This window comes from Mycobacterium sp. IDUB_19 (assembly GCF_055419445.1).
In genome coordinates this window covers 1-16,758 of sequence record NZ_JBVAXR010000017.1, presented here as the reverse complement: position 1 = coordinate 16,758, position 16,758 = coordinate 1, and the positions used below count along the sequence as shown (strand labels likewise).

The following is a 16,758-nucleotide window of genomic DNA, read 5'->3' as shown; positions in this document are numbered from 1 at the left end:
TTTCGGCTAGCGTCGATGTCATGCGATTCGCGTTCAAAACCTCACCGCAAAACACCACCTGGGCGGGCATGCTCGCGGTCTGGCAGGCCGCCGACGACATCGACGTCTTTGAGTCCGGGTGGACGTTCGACCACTTCTACCCGATCTTCTCCGACAGCAGCGGGCCTTGCCTGGAGGGCTGGACGACGCTGACCGCGCTGGCGCAGGCTACCAAGCGGCTGCGGCTGGGCACCCTGGTCACCGGCATCCACTACCGCCACCCAGCGGTGCTGGCCAATATGGCCGCCGCCCTGGACGTCATCTCCGGCGGGCGGCTCGAGCTCGGAATCGGCGCCGGCTGGAATGAGGAGGAGTCCGGTGCGTACGGCATCGAACTGGGCAGCATCAAAGAACGGTTCGACCGGTTCGAGGAAGCCTGTCAGGTGCTGACCAGCCTGCTCAGCGAGGAGACCACCACCTTCGACGGCAAGTACTACCAACTCAAGGACGCGCGCAACGAGCCCAAGGGTCCGCAGCGGCCGCACCCGCCAATCTGCATCGGCGGCAGCGGCGAGAAGCGCACGCTCCCACTCACCGCGCGCTACGCGCAGCACTGGAATTTCGCGGGCGGGACGCCCGACGAGTTCGCCCGCAAGCGCGACGTTCTGGCTGCTCGCTGCGCGGACATCGGCCGCGACCCGAAGGAAATCACCATGTCGGCCCATGTCCGTCTGGGCGAGGACCACGACTTCGGGCAAGTCATCGAGACTGCGGCCGGGCTAGGAGCCGAAGGCCTCGATCTGGGCATCGTCTATCTGCCACCGCCGCACGACCCGGCCGTCCTGGAACCGTTGGCTCAGGCGATCCGGGATTCGGGGTTGTGGACGGGCTAGACGCTAATTTTGGGTCGCTGTCGGCGAATTGACGTCTCCGCTATGCCGAGCAAACCCGTCGTAGGAACCGTGGGTAGCTGGATCAGTTGTTACGTCCCGAAGAGCACCATATCTTCGGCTGTTACCAAACGCTCCCGCTTAGCCGGGAACTCACGGCTCTTCACCGGGTGACGAAGCCAAGACCAGGCCATTCGCCCCACCCGCGAATTAGGTAATGGATTCATATGCACAGTGACCACTCCTGCGATCGGTCTACCCCATCGTGACTCCGCTGTGACGAAGCACACAAGTCGTTATTAGACACCCGTAATCTGGCAAACTGCGGAAGACGCGCCGAGTAATTATCGGCGTGTTTCTGGTGTGACTGGTGTGACTACTGAAGCGGCGCGGCCGTCGGCTTGATCGGCGCCGGAAGCGCGGTTGACCCCATCAAATACCGGTCCACGCCGGCCGCCGCGGCCCTGCCCTCGGCGATCGCCCAGACGATGAGCGACTGACCCCGACCCATGTCTCCGGCAACGAAAACACCGGGCACCGAGGTCTCGTAATCGGAGCCGCGCCCGACGTTGCCGCGGTCGGTGAGCTTCACGTCGAGGTCGGTGAGCAGGCCCGGCTTCTCGGGGCCGACGAAGCCCATCGCCAGCAACACCAAATCGGCTTCGAGCTCGAAATCGGAGCCCTCGACCTTGACGAACTTGCCGTCCTGCATCGTCACGTCGTGCGCCTTGAGCGCGGTCACGCGCCCGTCCGCGCCGACGAATTCCTCGGTGTTGACCGAGAAGATCCGTTCGCCGCCTTCTTCGTGCGCCGATGACACCCGGTACATCAGGGGGTAGGTCGGCCACGGCGTGGATTCGGCGCGGGCTTCCGGTGGCCGCGGCATGATCTCGAACTGGTGGATGGCGACCGCACCCTGCCGGTGCGCGGTGCCCAGGCAGTCGGCCCCGGTGTCGCCGCCGCCGATGATGATGACCTGCTTGCCCTTTGCGGTGATCGGCGGCTCCCCGTCTTCGCCGAGCACGTCGTCGCCCTCCTGCACCCGGTTGCCCCACGGCAGGTATTCCATTGCCTGGTGGATGCCGTCCAAATCACGGCCCGGAACCGGCAGGTCGCGCGCGGCGGTGGCGCCACCGGCCAGCACCACCGCATCGAAGTCCGCGAGCAGCTGTTCGGCGGTGATGTCAACTCCGACGTCGACGCCGGCCCGGAATTCGGTTCCCTCGGATCGCATCTGGTCCAGTCGCCGGTCGAGGACGCGCTTCTCCATCTTGAATTCCGGAATGCCGTAGCGCAGCAGTCCACCGATGCGATCGGCCCGCTCGAAGACGGTGACGCTGTGCCCCGCGCGGGTCAGCTGCTGGGCGGCGGCCAATCCGGCTGGCCCCGAACCGATTACGGCGACCGTCTTTCCGGTCAGCTTCGTCGGCGGCATCGGCTCAACGAAGCCCTCGTCGAAGGCGTGATCGATGATCTCCAGCTCGATCTGCTTGATCGTCACCGGATCCTGATTGATGCCCAGCACACACGCCGGCTCGCAAGGTGCCGGACACAGCCGGCCGGTGAAGTCGGGGAAGTTGTTGGTGGCATGCAGCCGCTCGATCGCGTCGCGCCACCGACCCCTGCGTATCAGGTCGTTCCATTCCGGGATCAAGTTGCCCAGCGGGCAGCCGTTGTGGCAGAAGGGAATACCGCAGTCCATGCAACGAGTCGCCTGCTCGCGCAGGGTGTCGTCGCTGAACTCCTCGTAGACCTCTTTCCAGTCTTTCAACCGGAGCGGGACAGGCCGGCGTTGCGGCAGCTCCCGATGTGTGTACTTGAGGAAGCCGGTTGGATCAGCCATGCGCCGCCGCCATAATCGCCTTGTCGACATCGACGCCGTCGCGTTCCGCTTGGGCAATCGCCTGCAACACCTTCTTGTAGTCCCGGGGCATCACTTTCGCGAAATGCCGCTGCTGCACGTGCCAGTCGGCCAGGACCCGCTGGCCGACAGCGGAATCGGTGGCATCAACATGCGCCGCGAGGATGCCGTGCAAGAAGTCCACGTCTTCGGAGTCGAGAGCCTCGAGATCCACCATCTCGGTGTTGAGGTTCTCGGGCAGTTCCTCGTCTGGGTCGTAGACGTAGGCCACACCGCCGGACATGCCGGCCGCGAAGTTACGCCCGGTGCGGCCCAGAATCACCACCCGGCCGCCGGTCATGTACTCACAACCGTGATCGCCGACGCCCTCGACCACGGCGTGGGCACCGGAGTTGCGGACCGCGAACCGTTCGCCGACCACGCCGCGCAAGAAGGCCTCCCCACTGGTGGCCCCGAACAGGATCACGTTGCCGCCGATGATGTTTTCCTCGGCCACGTAGTCCTGCGGCGCATTGTCTGACGGCCGCACTACGATCCGGCCGCCGGACAGGCCCTTCCCGACGTAGTCGTTGGCGTCGCCGTACACCCGCAAGGTAATGCCCTTGGGCACAAAGGCGCCGAAGCTGTTGCCGGCGGAGCCGTCGAAGGTGATGTCGATCGTTCCGTCGGGCAAGCCTTGGCCACCATAGGCTTTCGTCAGCTCGTGGCCGAGCATCGTTCCCACCGTACGGTTGACATTGCTGATGGTCGTGGAGAATCGGACCGGCTTGGCGGAATCCAGTGCCTCACGGCTCATCACGATCAACTGCTGATCCAGCGCCTTGTCCAGGCCGTGATCCTGGCGAGAGCTGCAGTACAGGTCCTGGTTCATGAATGCGGATTCCGGCTCGTGCAGCACCGGGGCCAGATCCAACTTGTGCGCCTTCCAATGGGCGCGGGCCAGCGTGGTGTCCAGCGCGCCCACCTGGCCGACGGCCTCAGTGAACGTGCGGAAGCCCAACTGCGCCATGTATTCCCGGACTTCTTCGGCGATGAACATGAAGAAGTTCTCCACGAACTCCGGCTTGCCGGTGAAGCGCTCGCGTAGCACCGGGTTCTGCGTAGCCACGCCGACCGGGCAGGTGTCGAGGTGGCAGACCCGCATCATGATGCAGCCCGCGACCACCAGCGGAGCGGTGGCGAAACCGAACTCCTCGGCACCCAGCAGCGCACCGATCATCACGTCGCGTCCGGTCTTGAGTTGCCCGTCCACCTGGACCACGATCCGATCGCGTAACCCGTTGAGCAGCAAGGTCTGCTGAGTCTCGGCGAGCCCAAGCTCCCACGGAGCACCCGCGTGCTTCTGCGAGGTCAGCGGCGTCGCGCCGGTGCCGCCGTCGTGCCCGGAGATCAGCACCACGTCGGCATGCGCCTTGGACACACCCGCGGCCACGGTGCCGACACCGTTCTCGGAGACCAGTTTGACGTGCACCCGCGCCGACGGGTTGGCGTTCTTCAGGTCATGGATCAGCTGCGCCAGATCCTCGATGGAGTAGATGTCGTGGTGCGGCGGCGGCGAGATCAGGCCGACACCTGGCGTGGAGTGCCGGACCTCGGCCACCCACGGGTACACCTTGTGCCCCGGAAGTTGGCCGCCCTCACCGGGCTTCGCGCCTTGCGCCATTTTGATCTGGATGTCGGTGCAGTTGGTCAGATAGTGCGAGGTGACGCCGAACCGCGCCGAGGCGACCTGCTTGATCGCGCTGCGGCGCCAATCCCCGTTGGGATCGCGGTCGAAACGCTTGACGTCCTCGCCGCCCTCACCACTGTTGGACCGGCCGCCCAACCGGTTCATCGCGATGGCCAGCGTCTCGTGCGCCTCGGCGGAGATCGAGCCATAACTCATCGCGCCGGTCGAGAACCGCTTGACGATCTCGCTGGCCGGTTCGACCTCGTCCAGTGGAACCGGGGGGCGCACATCGCCGCGGAACTTCAGCAGGCCGCGCAGGGATGCCATCCGTTCGCTCTGGTCGTCGACCAGACGGGTGTACTCCTTGAAGATCTTGTACTGGCCGGTGCGGGTGGCGTGTTGCAGCCGGAAAACCGTTTCCGGATTGAACAGGTGGTACTCGCCCTCACGGCGCCACTGATAATCCCCGCCCACCTCGAGCTCGCGGTGCGCCCGCTCGCCCGGCCGGTCCAGATAGGCCAGCTTGTGCCGCGCGGCGACGTCGGTGGCGATGTCTTCCAGCGTGATGCCGCCGGTCGGGCAGGCCAGCCCGGTGAAGTACTCGTCGAGCACGTCCTCGGAGATCCCGATGGCCTGGAACAGCTGGGCACCGGTGTAAGACGCCAGCGTCGAAATGCCCATCTTGGACATCACTTTCAGCACGCCCTTGCCGGCGGCCTTCACGTAATTGTTCAACGCCTTGTCGCGGTCTTGCCCGGTTGAGAAGCCGTCGATGACACCGCGGTCGAGCATGTCCTCGATCGACTCGAACGTCAGGTACGGGTTGACCGCGGCGGCCCCGCAGCCGATCAGCATCGCCATGTGGTGCACCTCGCGGGCATCACCGGATTCGACCACCAGACCCACGTGGGTGCGGGTCCGATCGCGTACCAGGTGGTGGTGCACCCCGGCGACGGCGAGCAGTGACGGTATCGGTGCCATCTGCTCGTTCGAGTCCCGGTCGGACAGAATGATGACCCGGGCACCCTCGGCAATCGCGGCCGATGCCTGCGCACGTACCTCATCCAGCGCAGCTGCCAGCCCGGCACCGCCATCGGCGACCGGGTACAGACAGCGAATCACCTTGGAGCGCATACCGTGTGGGCGCCCGTTGACCTTGTCGTCCGGATTCAGGTTGATCAGCTTGGCCAGCTCGTGGTTACGCAGAATCGGCTGACGCAGCACGATCTGGTGGCAGGATTCTGCGGTCGGGCTGAGTAGGTCACGCTCCCCGCCGGTGGTGCCCTGCAGGCTGGTCACCACCTCCTCGCGGATGGCGTCCAGCGGCGGGTTGGTCACCTGAGCGAACAGCTGGTGGAAGTAGTCGTACAACATCCGGGGACGCTGCGACAGCACCGCGACCGGGGTATCGGTACCCATCGATCCCAACGGCTCGGCGCCGGTGCGGACCATCGGGCACACCAGCAGGTTGAGCTCCTCGTAGGTATAGCCAAAGGCTAACTGCCGCATGACAAGTCGATCATGCGCCATCCGCGCGTACTCACCTTGAGGCAACGAGTCGAGCGGGACGAGGTTGTTGTCGAGCCACTCCTGGTACGGGTGCTCGGCGGCCAGCTCGGCTTTGATCTCCTCGTCGGCGACGATGCGGCCCTGGGTGGTGTCCACCAAGAACATCCGGCCCGGTTGCAGCCGCATTCGGTGCACCACCGTCGACGGGTCCAGGTCCAACACCCCGGCCTCGGACGCCATCACGACCAAGCCGTCCTCGGTGACCCAAATGCGGGACGGGCGAAGGCCATTGCGGTCAAGCACGGCGCCCACGACGGTGCCGTCGGTAAACGTCATCGACGCCGGGCCGTCCCACGGTTCCATCAGCGACGCGTGGTACTCGTAGAAGGCGCGGCGCGCCGGGTCCATCGACTCGTTACGTTCCCAGGCCTCGGGAATCATCATCAGCACCGCGTGCGGCAGGCTGCGGCCGCCCAGGTGCAGCAACTCCAGCGCCTCGTCGAAGCGCGCGGTGTCGGAGGCTCCGGGGGTGCAGATCGGGAACAGCTTCTCCAGGTCGTCGACCGACCCGAAGACGTCGGTCTCGATCAGCGCCTCACGCGCCCGCATCCAATTCTCGTTGCCGGTGACGGTGTTGATCTCGCCGTTGTGGGCGATGCGCCGGAACGGATGCGCCAGCGGCCAGGACGGGAAGGTGTTGGTCGAGAAGCGGGAGTGCACGATGCCCAGCGCGCTGGTCATCCGATCGTCTTGCAGGTCAAGGTAAAACGCCTTGAGCTGTGGGGTGGTCAGCATGCCCTTGTAGACCATCGTCTGGCCGGACAGGCTTGGAAAGTAGACGGTCTCGCGGCCGGGGCCATCCTGGCCCGGGCCCTTGGTGCCGAGTTCGTGCTCGGCGCGCTTGCGGACCACGTAGCAACGGCGTTCCAGGTTCATTCCGGACGTCCCCGCCATGAACACCTGCCGGAAGGTGGGCATCGCGTCACGCGACAACGCGCCCAGCGACGAGTCGTCGGTGGGCACATCGCGCCAGCCCAGCACCGTCAGGCCCTCGGCTTCGGCGATCTTCTCCACCGCGGCGCAGGCGGCGGCGGCATCCTTGGACGACTGCGGCAGAAACGCGATACCGGTGGCATAGCTGCCCGGCTCGGGGAGCTCGAAGTCCACGACTTCTCGCAGGAACGCGTCCGGGACCTGAATCAGGATTCCCGCGCCGTCACCGCTGCGCGGCTCGGCGCCCTGGGCGCCACGATGTTCGAGGTTGACCAGTGCGGTGATCGCCTTGTCGACGATGTCGCGGCTGCGACGGCCGTGCATGTCGACGACCATGGCTACCCCGCACGAATCGTGCTCGTACGCGGGGTTGTACAACCCAACGCGCGTGGGCGTCATATGCACCTGCCTCTTTCACCAGAACCTGCTGCGCGGCCGTTTTCAGTGGCTCCGACGGGGCTGCACCCGGGAGGTTGCGGGCCGACCCCTTCGGTCTTGTCGATAGGCTGTCTCCCAGGCGGAAAATGGTCCGATGGGGGAATCGTCCGTGCGGCGCTGAACGGTGGCGTGTACCCGGTCTCGACAAGTCGTAAAACGATATGACAAAAACCGCCTGACATGCCAACTTTGCCAAGTCTAACCCGGCCGGTAGCGCGAGCGTAAATTCGCTGCAGGTGGCGACCGATGACGCGGACAAATGCGGTTCAACCGCCGACAATGGCCCGCGACAGCGCTGACCCGGGCAGACCACTCGCCCCGCCGGCTACTCCCCCGAGTTTGCTGTGACCCCGGCCGTACGCCGGTGCCGGCATGGCCGGAATCACAGTGCGCGGTCGCATCCGCACCAGCGATCGCGATAAGGCGTGGCAGCAATGCTGTCCGAAATCCCCCGTCGGCCCGCCCGGTGGACGCCCGGGACGTTGGGGCGGCACCGCATAGGGCCTGCCGAGTTTGCGCGATACTGAGAAGAGCGCGTGAGGAGATACTGGATCGATCACCCGGCACCGAGGAGCCCATGAACGAGCGCGACGAATTCCTGCGGGACCGTCTGCAGCCCGACCAGCACCGCAATCCCGCCGCACGCCCGCCCGGTCCCCATCCCCGGGACCACCAGGGCGCACCGCCCGCAGCATTTCCCCGGCCTCAACAGCGACCCGCCCCGCCAACGTCGTTTCCGCCTCCTCCGTTGCGGCCCCCCGCGGCACCCCCGGCACCCCCGCGCCAGCCGCCTGCACCTCCGCGTCAGCGCGTCGCTCCCCATCCCCCGCCGCGACCCGCTGGCGCACCTCCTGCACCCGTCATACCTCCGCCGGCGCCCGAAGGCGGCTTCACCCCGGCCGCCGGTGCCGAACTTCCCGACCGCGGGTGGCGACGCATCCTGCGGCTGCTCAGCTTTGGCCTTGTCAACCTGGGTCCATCACCCGCACAACTGGAAGACGCCCAATTCGAAGCAGCCATCCGAACTGGTTTCCGCGGCAACCACAAGGTCGGCGTCGTAGGTAAGGGCGGCGTGGGAAAGACGTCCGTCGCCGCCAGTGTCGGATCGCTGTTCGCCGAGCTCCGCCATCAAGACCACGTGGTGGCGATCGACGCCGATACCGCCTTCGGACGGTTGAGCAGCCGGATCGATCCGCGGTCGACGAGCTCGTTCTGGGAACTGACCGCCGACAAGAACTTGGAAACATTCACGGATGTCGCCGGGCGGGTGGGCCGCAATTCGGTCGGCCTGCATGTGCTCGCCGGCGAGCCGGCGTCCGGTCCGCGCCGGGTACTCGATCCCGCGATCTACCGCGAAGCCGCGACGCGGCTGGATCGCCACTTCACGATCTCGGTCATCGACTGCGGTTCGACGATGGACGCGCCGGTCACCCAGGAGGTCCTGCGCGACCTGGATGCCCTGATCGTGGTGTCCTCGCCGTGGGCGGATGGGGCCTCCGCCGCCGCCCGGACCATGGAGTGGCTGTCGGATCAGGGCATGACGGAGCTGTTGCACAACACGATCGTGGTGCTCAACGATTCCGACGGGCACGCCGACAAACGCACCCGGGAACAGTTGGCCCGCGAGTTCGTCGATCACGGACAGCCGGTGGTGCAGGTGCCCTACGACCCTCATCTGCGACCCGGCGGCGTCATCGACGTGAGCCACGAGATGGCCGGCCCCACGCGGCGCAAATTTCTGCAGGCCACCGCGATGATCGCCGGCTATTTCGCCGCGAGCCCCGACCGTGCCCGTGACTCCCGGCCGGGTGGCGGCGAGAGCTGACGCTGCCGCACTTCAGGTGGTCGCAATGCGCGCCGACGGGTCGGCGATCGCCTCGATCTTGGTGACGACCGGGCCACGGATGGTCAGCACGATGGCGGCGAACAGCCGGCGCTCGGCGAATGCGAGCACCACCGGCTGCCCGGCGGGTCCGCTGACCAGGGTGACTCCCGGCCACAGATAGCGCATCAGGTTGGTGGCCACCGCCTCCGGACCATGGTTGATCTGCGGCGGGGGCGCCGGGTCGGCCAGGACCGTGCCCACCCCCCAGACCGTCGGGTCCAGCACGGCGGTCAGCGCGGCGATGTCGCCGTTCGTGCAGGCCGTGATGAATTTCTCGGTGACGAGCTGATGCTCGACGGAGGCTACTTCGCTGCGCTTCGGCTGTGCCACAGTGAATTTCGAACGTGCACGCCGCGCCAGCTGACGGCAGGTGCCGACCGGGCGACCCACGGTTTCGGCAATCGAATCGAACGGGACGCCGAACACGTCGTGCAGCACGAACGCGACCCGTTCGCCGGGACTGAGACGCTGCAAGACTTCCATCAGCGCCGCGCGCACCTCGTCGTCGAGAGTGACCCGATCGGCCGGGTCTAGGCTTCGCGATTCCGCGGCGTCGGTGTCGAGGTGGCCGTCGGCGGCATGGCCCAACCGCTCGTAGCGCATTCGCGCCGAGCGCACCTGATCGAGGCAGAGCCGGCTCGTCACGACGGTGAGCCAGCCGCGGATGTCGTCGATATCCTCGGGATCGACTCGCGAAAGCCGCAGAAATGCCTCCTGCGCAACATCTTCGGCGTCACCGACATCTCCGAGGATTTGATATCCGAGATTGACCAGATAGGGGCGGTGCCGACGCCAGGCATCGGCGATCTGGTCGGTTGGCGGCTGGGCTTGGTTCATAAATACATCGACGATCTGGTACCGGAAAAAGTTACTTACTGCCGACTGTAACTTTCCCCGCTCCGGGCCCGTCGTTGATGAAGATCTTCGACCTCAGGAGGAAACATCATGACGATCGTCGTAACCGGGGCGACTGGCAATGTCGGACGCCCCCTCGTTGCCGAACTTGTCGCCGCGGGCGTCCGGGTGCGCGCCATCACCCGCGCACCGGAAACCGCCGGGCTTCCCTCGCCCGCAGAGGCGATAGGCGCGGTCGCCGCCGCGCTGCCAGGAGCATCGGCGGTATTCCTCAATTCCCGCGCGCTCGGCGAAAGCCTTGCCGCCGTCGTGGCCGAATGCCGGCGTGCGGGAGTCACCAAACTCGTTGCGCTGTCAGCGATCAACGCCGATGACGACTTCTCGCGACAGCCATCGCGCTTTCGCGGCGACCGTAACAAGGAGGTCGAACAGCTTGCCATCGACTCTGGTCTGGCCTGGGTGAGCCTGCGACCCACGGTCTTCGCGACGAACTTCGCCGGGATGTGGGCCGCGCAGCTACGCGTCGGCGACACGGTGGCCGGACCTTATGCGGCGGCTTCGACCGCACCGATCGCCGAGAGCGACATCGCAGCGGTCGCGGCGCGGGCGCTGCTCACCGATGAATTTGTCGGTCAGCGGATTCCATTGACCGGTCCGCAGGCGTTGACCAATTCAGCGCTTGTGCACGTTATCGGCCGCGTGCTGGGACGCCCACTGCAGTACCGGGAAATACCGGCGGACGCGGTGCGGCGACGGTTCATCGACTTGGGCTTCGGCGCCGAGTTCGCCGACGCGTATATGGCCATGCTCGCCGAAACGCTGGACAACCCCGCACTCGTCACCCACGACGTGGAGAAGATTCTCGGCCGGGCGCCAGTGTCCTTCGCGCAGTGGGTGTCCGAGCACCGCGACCTGTACACGAACTAGATACCTGCAAAGGAGTTCTGAGATGTCCGAACCACGTCCGCCGCGCTACCTCAAACCGATGAACAAGATGATGATGGCGGTGCAGCGGCTAGGGATACCGACCGGCCCCGCCATGGTCCTCACCGTGCCCGGTCGCAAGTCAGGTCAACCACGCAGCACCCCGATGACGCCGTTCGAATTTCAGGGTGGCCTCTACGTGGTCGCGGGCTACCCGGGCGCGGACTGGGCGGCTAACGCCCGCGCCGCGGGCGCCGGCACGCTGAGTCGGGGCCGACGGTCACGCAAAGTCCGGATCGTCGAACTCACCGCTATAGAAGCGCGGCCGGTCCTGCGGGCATTTCCCACCGAAGTGCCGGTGGGTGTGGCGTTCGCGAAGCGCTCGGGGATGGTGCGCGACGGGACGGCCGACGAATTCGAAGCACTGGCGGGCCGGCTCGCCGTTTTCCGATTCGAGCCAACCTAACCGCCGACGTTGTTTCCCCAGACCTAAAGGTAAAGCCGTGCAGCGGTTCCCACCGTTAACCATCGCTGGTCCCACAATCGCCGGACAGGGGCTGACGGTCAAGCCGACTGCGCGATTTCGCGCACCGGGTATCCGTTGCGCTCGGCCAGGGACCGCAGCTGACGCAACGCGAAGGCACGCGGGCGACCGCCTTCGGGGATCACCACGCCGGCCCACAATCCTTCCGCGCCGGCCGACTCGACGGCGTCACGCGCGCACATCCAGCGGCGCGGGCACGCCCGGCACGAGGCGATGGCCTCGGCGTCGGGGGCAGTGGTCCACCGATCGGGGTCCTGCGTGCAGGCGCCGAGCGGGATGTTGAACAGGGGGGTTGCGGTCATGTCGATCGTTTCCTTCTGAAGGATTGCGTTCTGCGTCCTATGCAACAGAACGGTATAGCAATAACCGCTGCAATGCAACAGTTTGGTTGCGGTAACGCGTCGATAGGACTGGCGTGAGCGGGTCCGCGCCCGGCACGGCGAACCGGCATGGCGGCCTATCCGCCACTCTGAACTGGGGGTTTATGCCATCTCGTCCCGCTTCTTCGGCGCCGAGCAGACGGTTACGTAACCGTAGCGTTTAGTCGACTCCGGCATGAAACTGCGGTGAGAAGTGGGAGCTCGACGGACAAAACCGTAGCGCTCCGGCCACCGGCGACTCCGGTGAAAAGGCGCAGTGGCCGGCCGGCGGGTCAAATCGGTGCATCGGCGTAGCGTTCCGACGGCGTGACGGGCCGGGCTGTGATTCAAAACGTAGCGTCGTGCGATAGGAATTGAGGGGTGCGACGGTTAGGATTACAACGGCGGAAGGTCCGCCCAGCCGCCCTCCATCGAGGAAATCCCGCAGATGCCCAGCGCCGAGTCGACTTCAGAGCTTGCCCTGCTGGTTGTGCACAGCGGCGATACGTCGCATGCGATCGACCCCGGCCGGGGTGTGGTGACCATCGGTCGAGACCCTGAGGACGACGTGCGGATCGATCACCTCCACATTCCCGGGGAGCAGCTGCACGCCGAGCCCGTCGATGGATCATGGCGGATCGTCGACAAGGGGCCGAGCGGCATGTTCGTCGACGGACAACGGACGAGCTCCGTGACGATCACGGGGAAAACGACGGTCCGGCTCGGCGATCCCAGCGAGGGCGACGTGCTGACATTTGAGATCGTCAAGCCGTCGAGTCCCGGTGGACGCGGCAACGGACAAAAATCCGATACCAGCGAACCGGATCCGGGCATGGTGCGCGCGGGCGCGGCCGCCGCCGCACGCCGGAGGGAACTGGGCATCAGCCAGCGCAGCCTGGCGGCCGACGGCATCATCAACGCGGGCGCCCTGATCGCGTTCGAAAAGGGCCGCAGTTGGCCGCGCGAGCGAACCCAGGCCAAGCTCGAGCAGGTCCTGCAGTGGCCCGCCGGAACCATCGCACGGATCCGCCGCGGACAGCCCGACACCGGCGAAGCGCTCCCAGCAGCTGTCGAGCCCGACACCGCCACAGCGCCGACGGAAGCCCCACACTCCGACGCCCCGGCATCGCTGATCGCGCAGGCCGTCGTCGCCGCCGTGGACGGCTGCGGCCTGGCCGTAGCCGCATTGCCGTCGGCAGGCGACCCCGAATTCACCGAGCGGGCGGCACCGATCCTCGCCGATCTCCGCCAGCTCGAGGCGATCGCCGTTCGGGCCACCCGCATCAGCCGGATCACACCCGAACTGATCAAAGCCTTGGGCAAGGTTCGCCGTCACTACGACGAACTGATGACGCTCGGGGCGACCGCCCCGCGCGCCCCGCTGGCACAACGCTTATATGCGGCCCGGCGGCGGGCGAACCTTTCGACTTCGGAGACTGCCGAGGCGGCCGGAGTCACCGAAGACGCGATCGTGCGTGCAGAAGCCGACGAAGCGGTCCCCGCCGCTGTCTCCGACGCGATCGAAACGCTGATCAGTCACATCCACTGACGGCCGGGCACGTCGACTGCCGCGAGCCAGCCCTCACCCGAGCAAAGCAGGCCCTGCCTACCCGGAAAATTCGCGCACTGAACCTGGGTGCAGCGGTATTACGCTTGACTGGCGGTCAAGAAGCATTGCTCGCACAAAGCTACAAAAGGCGAGGGCCCAAAATGTCGATATTTGTGCAGGCCGCCAATATCATCACCGGCCTGGCCGGCATATCCCAACAATTCATCGGTCCCAACGGCCCTGAAATGAGGGGCGGTGAATATCTCGCGGCGAGTACGACCAGTTTTGCCGGAGACGGGTTGACCCCGGTGGCATCACTCGGCTACCAAAAGGGTCTTAGCGCGTATCGGAAGTCGACGCCCTACACCGGGCGCAGCGGCTTGAAAGGTCCAACGGGCGTAGACAATACCAACAAAGCGATGAAAGCCGCCGACATCATCCTTTGGACTATCACCGTTGTCGAGATCCTGGAGCTCACGACCGGCTTCGGGCCGCCAGACGAGGGCGATGCGCTGAAAAACGGTTCGCAACAATTCATTACACTCTACGGGCAGCTGAAGTCGGCCCTCCCGGACGACAGCTGGCTGGGTTCGGCGTCGCAAGCCTATGCCGACCTGGACACGGCGTTGCAGAATCTCGCGCAGACCATGGCCGAGCTGGACACCCAGCTGGCGACGCTCGTTAACGATCAGGCCGAGTGGGTGACCCACATGCGCTTGGGCTTCGGGATATTGAAGGACGTACTGCTCGCGGCGTTCCTCGTTGAGATAGCCATGATGGTGCTGCCTGCCCCGGCCGGCCCGGTCCCGGCACGGATTTTCGGACTCACAATCTCCGGACTTGGGATCGCAATCGCCACCGGCTTTCTCACCAACTTATGCACCTGGTCGTTCTTGAACGCACAAAAGGCGGACGCTTTAGCCACCCGATACGCAGAGGCGGCCGCGGGGACGGCGCAACACGGTTCGTCTGCTCAGACCAAGGTGGCTACGGCGGCGGCGTCCACGGTTTCTAGCTTCGAGGCCGTGTCCGCCAGCATGTCGGGGGCGTCGGAAATCGCTGAGCGGTCGACCGTCCCCCGTCTGGCCGTGGTAACCAGCGGCTCGCAAGACGACCACGCGCCCCGCAGCGCCGAGCGGAGTGCGAGTGAAACGGCCGGGGATGGCCTGCCCGAGGCGCCGGAGACGACGGCGCCGCCGACGCCGGCGGCCACTGTGCCGACCCTGGCTCAGCTGAGTGCGATGTCCGGGCAGTCCTCGAAGCTCTCACCGCACGCGAACTTGGTCAACCAGGCGATGGGACAGATACAGCAGCTCACCCAAACGACCGTGCAGAGCCAAGGCGCGACAGCACCCACCGAAGAGACCGGGCTCGTAGGGGACGAAGGCGCAGGGGCTTCCGCGCATGCCGAGCGCGCCGAGCGGGCACCCATCGAGGAAGCGTCGGTCGCCGCCGGCGACGATCCGCAAAACCGCAGCGGCGTAGCGGGAACGTCGAATGCCTAAGCCGACGAAGTGGTCCCCGGCGCTGTCGCCGCTGCGATCGAAACGTTGATCAGCCACATTCACTGACGGTGGGCACCGTGGGCCCCGGTCTCACATTCCGCCGTGTACGTCGGGCGCCTACCGTGCAATCGCACCCGGAGGCATTCGAAGCGCTTGCCTACCTGGAAAATTCGTGCAATCGCCCCGCTCAGAGCGCGTTACGCTAAACAAGCGGAACCCAGGATCATCGCGCACAAAGGTACAAAGTAAGGAAACCCCGATGTCTGTATTTGCACAAGCCGCCAGGATCATCACCAGCTTGGCTGGTCTAAGCCAACAAGGCGCCGGTGTGGGCCTGGATTTGAGCGGCTGGACCGGTTCTGGAATGAGCGCTGAGTCGATTGCGGCGAGTGCGACCAGTGGTGGGGGAGACATTGGGGCCCTCGTGCTTGGTGGCTTTGGCCCGAAGATGATGGGCAGATACCTCAAATCCTTACCTGCGAGTGCGCAGCGCAACCTGGCACGCCAGATGGGTGGCACGGCGGGTGCAAAACAATTCGCAAAAGGGCTCAGCATCATCGCCTGGACTCTCACTATTGTCGAGATCTTGGAGCTAACGACCGGATTCGGGTCACCTTACGAGGGAGATAGCCTCAAACAGGGTTCGCAGCAATTCAGCACACTTTCCGCGCAATTGAAGTCCGCCCTTCCGGACGATAGCTGGCAGGGTTCGGGGTCGGAGGGCTATGCCGACCTCGACACCGCGCTTCAGAATCTTGCGCAGACGATGGCTGGGCTGGACACCCAGTTGGCAGCCCTCATAGAAGATCAGGCCGACTGGGTCACCCACATGCGACTGGGTTTCGGGATACTCAAGGATGTACTGGCAGCGGCGATGATCGTCGAGATAATCCTGACGTTTACGGTGCCTGCCCCCGCCGGCCCCATAGCGGCGAAAGCCTTCGCAATTACGGTTTCCACGCTCGGGATTGCAGCTGCCACAGGGTTCCTTGGCAACTTGGTCTACTGGTCAGTCGACAACGCGAAAAAGGCGGACGCGTTGGCCAGCCAGTACTCGGCCGCGGCCGCGGGGACGGTGCAGCAGGGTTCGTTGGCCAAGGCCAAGGTGGCGACGGCGGGGCAGTCCACGGTGTCGAGCTTTGAGGCCATTTCCAACAGCATGTCCGGGATGTCGGCGATGGCCGACGGGCCAACCGTCGCGTCATTGGCCAGCGCAGCCAGCGGTTCGAAGGACCAACGCGCGCCGCTGAGCGCTCAGATGAGTGCGAGTGAAACTCCGGCGGACGGCACCCCTGACGCACCCAAGACGCCGGATAAGACCACGCCGTCCACGCCGGCGGCCACCATGCCCACGCTGGCTCAGGTGTCTGCCATGTCGGGTCAAGCCTCCAAGCTGTCCGGCCAGCTGTCCCAGCACTCGCAACTTGTCAGCCAGGCAATGGGCCAGCTCCAGCAGATGGTCCAATCGGCCCAGCAGGGGCAGGGCGCTGCGGCACCTGCCGAAGAGGCCGCCACCGAAGAGGCCGCCCTGGCGGGTGACGTCGAAGGCGCCGGAGCGGGCGCAGGCCCGCAGGGTGCTGAACGTGCACCGATTGAAGTCGCGGCCCCCGGCGCGCAAGCCGCGCCGCAGCCCAGCGGTGCGGGGCGGGTCGTGTGAAGCCACCAACGTACCCAAAACCCCGGCGAGCCAACCCAATAGCGAATTGACAATCACACGTTAAGGAGATCGACCATGGCAGATGTAGCTGTCACACCAGAACACCTAGACAACCTGGCAACCGCGCAAGACCAGGCGTCC

Annotated in this window: 11 protein-coding genes; 7 read left to right on the top strand and 4 right to left on the bottom strand. The window is 65.7% G+C overall.

Going from position 1 to position 16,758, the window contains the following annotated elements; genetic code table 11:
- Positions 1-20 precede the first annotated feature (20 nt).
- A complete protein-coding gene (locus ACZY0B_RS15250) occupies positions 21-872 on the top strand; it encodes an LLM class F420-dependent oxidoreductase (protein WP_463764968.1) in 852 nt (283 codons plus the stop codon).
- 373 nt (positions 873-1,245) lie between these two features.
- On the opposite strand, the gene ACZY0B_RS15245 is transcribed toward ACZY0B_RS15250, so the two are convergent.
- Positions 1,246-2,712 carry a glutamate synthase subunit beta gene (locus ACZY0B_RS15245; RefSeq protein ID WP_463764967.1) on the bottom strand — a complete coding sequence of 489 codons (1,467 nt, stop codon included), beginning with the start codon at positions 2,710-2,712 and terminating at the stop codon, positions 1,246-1,248.
- The gene (gene gltB / locus ACZY0B_RS15240) at positions 2,705-7,300 is read right to left on the bottom strand and encodes a glutamate synthase large subunit (protein WP_463764966.1); all 4,596 of its coding nucleotides are present in this window, start codon (positions 7,298-7,300) and stop codon (positions 2,705-2,707) included. The genes ACZY0B_RS15245 and gltB overlap by 8 nt, the downstream gene beginning before the upstream one ends.
- Positions 7,301-7,916: 616 nt before the next feature.
- Between gltB and ACZY0B_RS15235 the strand changes: the two genes are divergently transcribed.
- Positions 7,917-9,164, top strand: coding sequence for a MinD/ParA family ATP-binding protein (locus ACZY0B_RS15235; protein ID WP_463764965.1), 1,248 nt, complete (start codon positions 7,917-7,919; stop codon positions 9,162-9,164).
- Positions 9,165-9,176: 12 nt separating this feature from the next.
- Here the strand turns inward: ACZY0B_RS15235 and sigI are convergent, their stop codons facing one another.
- Positions 9,177-10,061 (bottom strand): RNA polymerase sigma factor SigI, encoded by an 885-nt coding sequence (gene sigI / locus ACZY0B_RS15230; protein WP_463764964.1) that lies wholly within the window; start codon positions 10,059-10,061, stop codon positions 9,177-9,179.
- A gap of 108 nt (positions 10,062-10,169) precedes the next feature.
- Here sigI and ACZY0B_RS15225 point away from each other — a divergent pair, with 108 nt between their 5' ends.
- Positions 10,170-11,006, top strand: coding sequence for an NAD(P)H-binding protein (locus ACZY0B_RS15225; RefSeq protein WP_463764963.1), 837 nt, complete (start codon positions 10,170-10,172; stop codon positions 11,004-11,006).
- Between the two features lie 22 nt (positions 11,007-11,028).
- Positions 11,029-11,469 carry a nitroreductase family deazaflavin-dependent oxidoreductase gene (locus tag ACZY0B_RS15220; RefSeq protein ID WP_463764962.1) on the top strand — a complete coding sequence of 147 codons (441 nt, stop codon included), beginning with the start codon at positions 11,029-11,031 and terminating at the stop codon, positions 11,467-11,469.
- 98 nt (positions 11,470-11,567) lie between these two features.
- Here the strand turns inward: ACZY0B_RS15220 and ACZY0B_RS15215 are convergent, their stop codons facing one another.
- The gene (locus tag ACZY0B_RS15215; RefSeq protein ID WP_463764961.1) at positions 11,568-11,849 is read right to left on the bottom strand and encodes a WhiB family transcriptional regulator; all 282 of its coding nucleotides are present in this window, start codon (positions 11,847-11,849) and stop codon (positions 11,568-11,570) included.
- A gap of 505 nt (positions 11,850-12,354) precedes the next feature.
- Here ACZY0B_RS15215 and espM point away from each other — a divergent pair.
- From espM to ACZY0B_RS15200, 3 genes are all read left to right on the top strand, one after another.
- Positions 12,355-13,455, top strand: a complete 1,101-nt coding sequence (gene espM / locus ACZY0B_RS15210) for an ESX-1 type VII secretion system transcriptional regulator EspM (RefSeq protein ID WP_463764960.1) — start codon at positions 12,355-12,357, stop codon at positions 13,453-13,455.
- 161 nt (positions 13,456-13,616) lie between these two features.
- Complete coding sequence (locus tag ACZY0B_RS15205) at positions 13,617-14,960, top strand: EspA/EspE family type VII secretion system effector (RefSeq protein WP_463764959.1); 1,344 nt, start codon at positions 13,617-13,619, stop codon at positions 14,958-14,960.
- Positions 14,961-15,219: 259 nt separating this feature from the next.
- Positions 15,220-16,617, top strand: a complete 1,398-nt coding sequence (locus ACZY0B_RS15200) for an EspA/EspE family type VII secretion system effector (RefSeq protein WP_463764958.1) — start codon at positions 15,220-15,222, stop codon at positions 16,615-16,617.
- The last annotated feature ends 141 nt before the right edge of the window (positions 16,618-16,758 follow it).